The sequence below is a fragment of the Microbacterium sp. BF1 genome (assembly GCF_019279095.1).
GTDB classification, from domain to species: Bacteria; Actinomycetota; Actinomycetes; order Actinomycetales; family Microbacteriaceae; genus Microbacterium; species Microbacterium maritypicum.
In genome coordinates, this window is sequence record NZ_JAGYWT010000098.1 from 1 (window position 1) to 6,790 (window position 6,790).

A 6,790-nucleotide genomic window follows, 5' to 3' on the forward strand; every position below is an offset into this window, starting at 1 on the left:
CCCGGTTGCGGGCCTCCGGCGTCGAGACGATCGACGCACTGGCCGCGGCCGTCGAGGCGCCGGCGGGCATGAACGCCGACACCTTCGAGACCCTTCGCGCACAGGCCCGTCTGCAGTTGCAGGCGGACGCCGAGGGGGCGCCGACGTTCGACGTTCACTACGCGCAGGCGATCCACACTCTTCCGCTGCCCAGTCACGGCGACATCTTCTTCGACTTCGAGGGCGATCCGCTGTACACCGAGCCTGCTCCCGACGGCGAGGCCCACTGGGGGATCGACTACCTGTTCGGCTGGGTGGACAACGCCGACCAGTACTCGGCCCTGTGGGCGCACACGTTCGCCGACGAGAAGCGCGCGCTCGAGGACTTCCTCGACTTCGTGAACGCACGCAGGCTCGCACACCCCGGCATGCACATCTACCACTATGCGCCTTACGAGACCTCGCACCTGGTGGCCATGGCTGCGAGGCACGGTGTGCGCGAGGGCGAGGTCGACCGGCTGCTGCGCGAGGGGGTGTTCGTCGACCTCTACCCGCTCGTGCTGCGGACGGTGCGGGTCGGGTCCCGCTCGTACTCGATCAAGAAGCTCGAACCGCTCTACATGGGCGAAGACGTGCGCACCAGCGACGTGCAGAAGGGCGACGACTCCATCGTGCAGTACGTCGCGGCCCGCGAGCTCGCGGCGGCGGGGGAGAGGGCCGAGGCAGACGCCGTTCTGGCCGACCTCGCCGACTACAACCGCTACGACTGCGTCTCGACGCGGCGGTTGCGCAACTGGCTCATCGACATCGCCAGACAGCAGGGCGTGACGCCCGCACCGCCCGACGATGCCGACGAGATCATCTACGAGCCGTCGCCCCGCTCGGTCGCGCTCCTCGCCGACGCGGAACGTGCTGTCGAGGCCGGCGACGACGGGTTGGTGCACCGGGTCGCCGCTGCGGCCATCGACTACTTCCCCCGCGAGGCGAAGAGCTTCTGGGTGTCGCACTTCCAGCGGCTGCGCGAACCGGTGACGATGTGGGACGGCACGCGAGACGTGGTGCGGATCGACCGTCCGTCATCGGTCGTGCGTCGGGAGTGGAGCATCGGCGAGGGGCGACGGGTGATGTCGCGCGACATCGAGATCCGCGGCGAGGTGTCACCCGGCACGACGCTCGGCCCGGGGGGTCAGCCGTTCGCGCTCTACGAGGTCCCGGCTCCGTTCGACACCGAGGTGCCATCTCGTGCGGTCCATGTACCGCACACGGTCACGGTCTCCGAGGTGCTCGACGACGGCTACCTCGTCACCGAGACGGCCGTGCAGGGCCAGACCTGGGACGAGCTGCCGCTCGCGCTCACGCCGGCGGCGCCCCCACGTGTGGTCTCACTCCAGGGAGCCATCGACGAGTGGGCCGACGCCGTGCACCTGGCCGCTCCCGGTTTCCCAGAAGACGCCGCGACCGACATCCTGCGCCGTATCCCGCCACGCACGGTGTCGGGACGCGCACTGCCGGAGGCCGGTGATGACACCGTCGATGCCATCGTGCGCGGTGTGCTCGATCTCGACCGCAGCTATCTCGCCGTGCAGGGTCCTCCCGGCACAGGCAAGACCTATACCGGATCGCGGGTGATCGCACGCCTGGTGAATGAGCACGGCTTCAAGGTGGGTGTCGTCGCGCAGTCGCATGCCATCATCGAGACTCTCCTGGCAAGGGTCGTCGCCGACGGCGTCTCGCCGGCACAGGTGGCGAAGGCGCCGAAGGACCCGGATGCGGATCCGCCCTACACCGTGATCCCCAAGAGCGGCATGGCGTCGTTCCTCGGGGAGCACGCCGGCGAGGGGGCCGTCGTCGGCGGTACGGCGTGGGATTTCAGCAACACCCAGCGCGTCGGTCGGGCAGGACTCGACCTCCTCGTGATCGATGAAGCGGGGCAGTTCTCGCTCGCCTCGACGATCGCGGTCGCGGCCGGGGCGAAGCGGCTGCTCCTCCTCGGCGATCCGCAGCAGCTGCCGCAGGTGAGTCAGGGAGCCCACCCCGAGCCGGTGGACACATCCGCCCTCGGCTGGGTGATGGACGGCGATCCGGTCGTGCGTCCCGAGTACGGCTACTTCCTCGCGCGATCGTGGCGGATGCATCCCTTCGTCGCCGCGCCCGTATCGAAGCTCGCCTATGCCGGACAGCTCGCCTCGGCCCCTGGCACGGAGCGCCGATCGCTCGACGGCATCGACCCGGGCCTTCACGTCATGCCTCTTCGTCATCGCGGCAATGCGACCCAGTCTCCCGAAGAGGCCGCGGAGGTCGTGCGGCTCGTCGCCGACCTGGTCGGGCGCACCTTCACGGACAACGACCCCGGCGCCTCGAAGCGGCCTCTCACGCAGTCCGACATCATCGTCGTCACCCCTTACAACGCGCAGCGTCAGCTGGTCCTCGATGCGCTCGCCGATGCCGGGTTCCCCGACGTCCCGGTGGGCACCGTCGACAACTTCCAGGGCAAGGAGGCCGTCGTCTCCATCACCTCCCTGGCAGCATCGAGCGGTCGGGATGCGCCACGCGGGCCCGAATTCCTGCTGTTGCAGAATCGACTCAACGTGGCGATCTCCCGCGCCCAGGTTGTCGCCTACCTGATCCACTCGCCCGCGTTGCTGGACGATCTGCCGTACACGCCGGAGGGTGTGGCTCGCCTCAGCGCCTTCGCCCGTCTCGTCGGGGCAGCGGGATGAGCGCCCACACGGTCGACGAGATCCTGGCCGCCTCGGCCGCATGGGTCTGGTTCCCCCGCGACAGCGAGAATGGGCGCGAGCACCTGCTGCTCGTGCGTGATCCGGAGAGGTTCGGCGGCGGGGTGCGCGGTTCCCAGGTGGAATCGAGTCTCAGCCCCGCGGAGGTGGTCGATCATGCGCTGGAGCGGACGAGAGCGTGGGGCGCGCAGCGATTCACATTCTGGACGAGCTCCGCCGACCGCCCTGACCTCGAGGAGGAACTGCGTCGGCGCGGCGCAGAACACATCGACACGGTGGCGGTATTCGCTCGCCCTCTCGACGGTGCAACCGTTGACGTGCCCGCGGATGTGACCGTCGAGGTCGTGCGCACGCTGGAGCAGGTGCGGGCTGTGGACACCGTCAACGTGCCGGTGTGGCAGCAGCGACCGCTCGATGCGGAAGGTCTGCAGGCCGAGTTCGCCGAAGTGACCGCAGCACTCGAGGCGCGCGAGGGGTTCCGGGTCCTCGCGCGGATCGGCGACCGCGCTGTCAGCACCGGAGGGTGCACCATCGACGACGGATTCGTCCGCCTCTGGGGTGCATCCACGCTTGCGACGGACCGCGGTCGGGGGGCGTACCGTGCGGTGCTCGCGGAGCGATTGCGCCGGAGTGCCACCTGGGGAGCGAAGACGGCCCTCGTGAAGGGTCGCATCTCGACATCGGCGCCCATCCTGGCGCGCGCCGGATTCACTCACTACGGCGACGAACGGGCGTACCGCCTGAATCCGGCGGCGTAGAGCCGAATCAGACGGTGCCGTAGAGCCTGTCGCCGGCGTCGCCGAGCCCGGGAACGATGTAGCCCTTCTCGTCGAGGCGCTCGTCGAGTGCGCCGAGCACGAGAGTCACGTCGCGGTCGCCCGCCATGGCCTCGATCGCGGCGACGCCCTCGGGGGTTCCGAGCAGGCAGATCGCGGTCACGTCCTTCGCGCCGCGGTCGAACAGGAACTGGATCGCCGCGGCGAGCGAGCCACCGGTAGCCAGCATCGGGTCGATCGCGAAGCACTGGCGATCGCTCAGATCGTCGGGCAGGCGCTCGGCATAGGTCGTCGGCTCGAACGTCGTCTCGTCGCGCACCATGCCGAGGAAGCCGACTTCGGCCGTCGGGAGCAGCTTCACGAGGCCTTCGAGCATGCCGAGACCGGCGCGCAGGATCGGCACCACGATCGGGCGGGGCTCCGAGATCTTCACACCCATCGTGGTCGTCACCGGGGTCGTGATCTCGATCGGGCTGACCTTCACGTTGCGAGTCGCCTCGTACGCGAGCAGCGTGACGAGCTCCTCTGTGAGCTGCCGGAAGACCGGCGACGGCGTGCGCGCGTCGCGCAGCACCGAGAGCTTGTGGGTGATGAGAGGGTGGTCGGCCACGTGAACACGCATGGATACAGGGTAATGCGCTGCGGGGCCAGGCACGACATCGGATGCTCCGGCCGCGCTCGGCGGCTGTCGTAGGCTCGACGCATGACCGCTGCCGACGACCTCGCGATGGCGCGCGCCCTCGTGCTCGCGGCCGAGGCTGCGGCGGCCTCGGAGATCCCCGTCGGCGCGGTGGTCCTCGACCCCGACGGGCGGATCATCGCCGAGGGTCGCAACACCCGCGAGGAGACCCACGATCCGACGGGTCACGCCGAGATCGAAGCGCTCCGACGTGCCGCGGCAGTGGTCGGCTCCTGGAATCTCGAGGGGCACACGCTCGTGGTGACTCTCGAACCGTGCATCATGTGTGCCGGGGCGGTCCTGCAGGCCCGTATCGGTCGCGTGGTTTTCGGTGCCTGGGACGACAAGGCGGGCGCGGCGGGCTCGATGTACGACGTGTTGCGCGACCGGCGGCTGCCCTACCGTGCCGAGGTCATCGGCGGTGTCGCGGCCGATGCGGCGACCGCACTCCTGCGCTCGTTCTTCGAGCAGCGGCGCTGAGCGCTCCCGCGGTCAGTCCGAGGACTTGAGCACGAAGACGTCGGTCGAGGGCTCGGGATCGATCGCGGGGCGGTAGACGTCCGGCTCGATGTAGACGATCCGTGCCACCGGCACGGCCTCGCGGATCCGCGCCTCGATCGCATCGATGTCGTCGGCGGCCTCGCGCAGCGGCTTGTCGGCGTTGAGGGCGATCTTCGCCGCGACCATCAGCTCGTCGGGGCCGAGGTAGAGGGTCTTCATGTGGATGATCTTCTCGATCTCATCGCCCGCGTTGATCGCGTCCACGATGCGGTCGTGGTCGGCCTGGGTCGCGCCTTCTCCGACCAGGAGGCTCTTCGTCTCGATGCCCAGCACGATCGCGATCAGCACCAGCAGCACACCGATCATGACGGTGCCGAGCGCGTCGAACATCGGGTTGCCGGTGATGAGGGTGAGGCCGACGCCGAGCAGCGCGAACGTGAGGCCGGTGAGTGCGCCCACGTCTTCCAGCAGCACGACGGGAAGCTCCGGTGCCTTCGAGCGGCGCACGAACGACACCCACGACTGGCCCTTCTCACGCACGAGGTTGCTCTCGCGCATGGCGGTGCGCAGCGAGAACGATTCGAGTCCGATGGCGACGACGAGCACCACGAGCGGCAGCCACCACCATGTCTTGTCGAGCTCGTGCGGGTTCGTGAGCTTCTCGACGCCCTCGTAGATCGCGAAGAGGCCACCGACCGAGAAGAGGATGATCGAGACGACGAAGGCGTACACGTAGCGCTCTCGGCCGTAGCCGAACGGGTGCGCTCGGTCGGCCTCGCGCCGGGCCTTGCGTCCGCCCAGCATCAGCAGCAGCTGGTTGCCCGAGTCGGCGACGGAGTGGATGGCCTCGGCGAGCATCGAGGCGGATCCGGAGAGAGCCCAGGCGATGAACTTCGCGAGGGCGATGCCCATGTTCGCCAGGAACGCCGCGACGATGGCCTTGTTGCCTCCGGATGCACTCATGGGATGAGTCTAGAACCGCCCGCCTGAGGATGTCGGAGTGCCCGCCGTAGGATGACGACATGGCTGACTCGCTTCCTTCCCTCGCTTTCCTCGGTGCCGGCTCGATGGGCGGTGCGATCCTGCGCGGAGTGGTCGCCTCGGGCATCCGGATCGACGGCGGGATCACCGCGACGAACCGCACCGCGGAGAAGGCGGAGGCGTTCGCCGACCTCGACGGCGTCACGAGCGTCGCCCTCGCCGAGCGTCCGGAGGGCCACGTCGAGGCAGCCGCGGGAGCGCGGATCGTGCTGGTCGGCGTGAAGCCGGCGATGGTGCCCGATCTGTTGCGCGAGATCGCCCCGCACCTCGCCGCCGACGCGATCGTGGTCAGTGTCGCCGCCGGCGTCACGTTGCAGACCTTCGCCGATGTGCTCGGTCCTGAAGCCCGAGTCATCCGCTCGATGCCCAACACTCCGTCGACCGTGCGCAAGGGCGTCACCGGTCTCGCCGCCGGCGCTGCGGTCCCGGACGAGGATCTCGCTCTCGTCCGCCGCCTCTTCGAGACCGTCGGGGCTGTCGTCGAGGTGCCGGAGTCTCAGATCGATGCGTTGTCGACGATCTCGGGCTCAGGGCCCGCCTACGTCTACCTGCTGATCGAGGAGTTCACGAAGGCCGCCGTCGGCATGGGATTCGCCGATGCGGATGCGCGGCTCATGGTCGAGCAGACGTTCATCGGGGCGACAGCCCTGCTCGATGCCTCGGGCGAGGAGCCGGTAGAATTGCGCCGTCGCGTCACGAGCCCGAAGGGAACGACCGAACGGGCGATCGCCGTGCTGCAGGAAGCGCACCTCGATCGCACTTTCGCCCAGGCTGCGGACGCCGCACTCGCACGGGCCAGGGAGCTCGCCGCCGGCGCCTGAGCCATGCGACTGCGGATCGAGGGTGCGATCTGGTGATCGAGATCGTGCTCGACATCGACGCCTGACCCGGTCCGCCGCGGTCAGCTCTCGCTGGACACGTCGGCGAGCACCTCGGGCCAGCGACGATCCAGGATCTTCCCGCCGAGCACGGTTCCGCCCCAGAGCGCCAGACCGCCGAAGACGATGCCGCAGGCGAGGCTGATCCACCCCAGCCCGGGATTCCAGATCGCTGCGATGGCGAATCCGAGCGCCGGT

General features: G+C 69.1%; 6 protein-coding genes. 4 read left to right on the forward strand and 2 right to left on the reverse strand.

Annotation, left to right across the window (positions count from 1 at the left end):
* A partial coding sequence (locus tag KZA10_RS05410; protein WP_218682363.1) for a bifunctional RecB family nuclease/DEAD/DEAH box helicase occupies nucleotides 1-2,699 on the forward strand: 2,699 nt, incomplete at its 5' end.
* Nucleotides 2,696-3,475 (forward strand): hypothetical protein, encoded by a 780-nt coding sequence (locus KZA10_RS05415; protein ID WP_218682364.1) that lies wholly within the window; start codon nucleotides 2,696-2,698, stop codon nucleotides 3,473-3,475. The genes KZA10_RS05410 and KZA10_RS05415, both read left to right, overlap by 4 nt.
* Nucleotides 3,476-3,482: 7 nt before the next feature.
* Here the strand turns inward: KZA10_RS05415 and upp are convergent, their stop codons facing one another.
* Nucleotides 3,483-4,115 carry a uracil phosphoribosyltransferase gene (upp, locus tag KZA10_RS05420; protein ID WP_017828113.1) on the reverse strand — a complete coding sequence of 211 codons (633 nt, stop codon included), beginning with the start codon at nucleotides 4,113-4,115 and terminating at the stop codon, nucleotides 3,483-3,485.
* An 81-nt stretch (nucleotides 4,116-4,196) separates the two neighbouring features.
* On the opposite strand from upp, the gene tadA reads away from it, so the two are divergent.
* The gene (tadA, locus tag KZA10_RS05425) at nucleotides 4,197-4,652 is read left to right on the forward strand and encodes a tRNA adenosine(34) deaminase TadA (RefSeq protein ID WP_218682365.1); all 456 of its coding nucleotides are present in this window, start codon (nucleotides 4,197-4,199) and stop codon (nucleotides 4,650-4,652) included.
* Nucleotides 4,653-4,664: 12 nt separating this feature from the next.
* On the opposite strand, the gene KZA10_RS05430 is transcribed toward tadA, so the two are convergent.
* Nucleotides 4,665-5,636 (reverse strand): cation diffusion facilitator family transporter, encoded by a 972-nt coding sequence (locus KZA10_RS05430; RefSeq protein ID WP_218682366.1) that lies wholly within the window; start codon nucleotides 5,634-5,636, stop codon nucleotides 4,665-4,667.
* Between the two features lie 59 nt (nucleotides 5,637-5,695).
* Here KZA10_RS05430 and proC point away from each other — a divergent pair, with 59 nt between their 5' ends.
* Nucleotides 5,696-6,535 (forward strand): pyrroline-5-carboxylate reductase, encoded by an 840-nt coding sequence (proC, locus tag KZA10_RS05435; RefSeq protein WP_218682367.1) that lies wholly within the window; start codon nucleotides 5,696-5,698, stop codon nucleotides 6,533-6,535.
* Nucleotides 6,536-6,790 lie beyond the last annotated feature (255 nt).

What these genes read in the sequence shown, in the direction of transcription:
- KZA10_RS05415 (WP_218682364.1), top strand. Translation starts at nt 2,696, where the DNA reads ATGAGCGCCCACACGGTCGACGAGATCCTGGCCGCCTCGGCCGCATGG.
- upp (WP_017828113.1), bottom strand. Translation starts at nt 4,115, where the DNA reads ATGCGTGTTCACGTGGCCGACCACCCTCTCATCACCCACAAGCTCTCG.
- tadA (WP_218682365.1), top strand. Translation starts at nt 4,197, where the DNA reads ATGACCGCTGCCGACGACCTCGCGATGGCGCGCGCCCTCGTGCTCGCG.
- KZA10_RS05430 (WP_218682366.1), bottom strand. Translation starts at nt 5,636, where the DNA reads ATGAGTGCATCCGGAGGCAACAAGGCCATCGTCGCGGCGTTCCTGGCG.
- proC (WP_218682367.1), top strand. Translation starts at nt 5,696, where the DNA reads ATGGCTGACTCGCTTCCTTCCCTCGCTTTCCTCGGTGCCGGCTCGATG.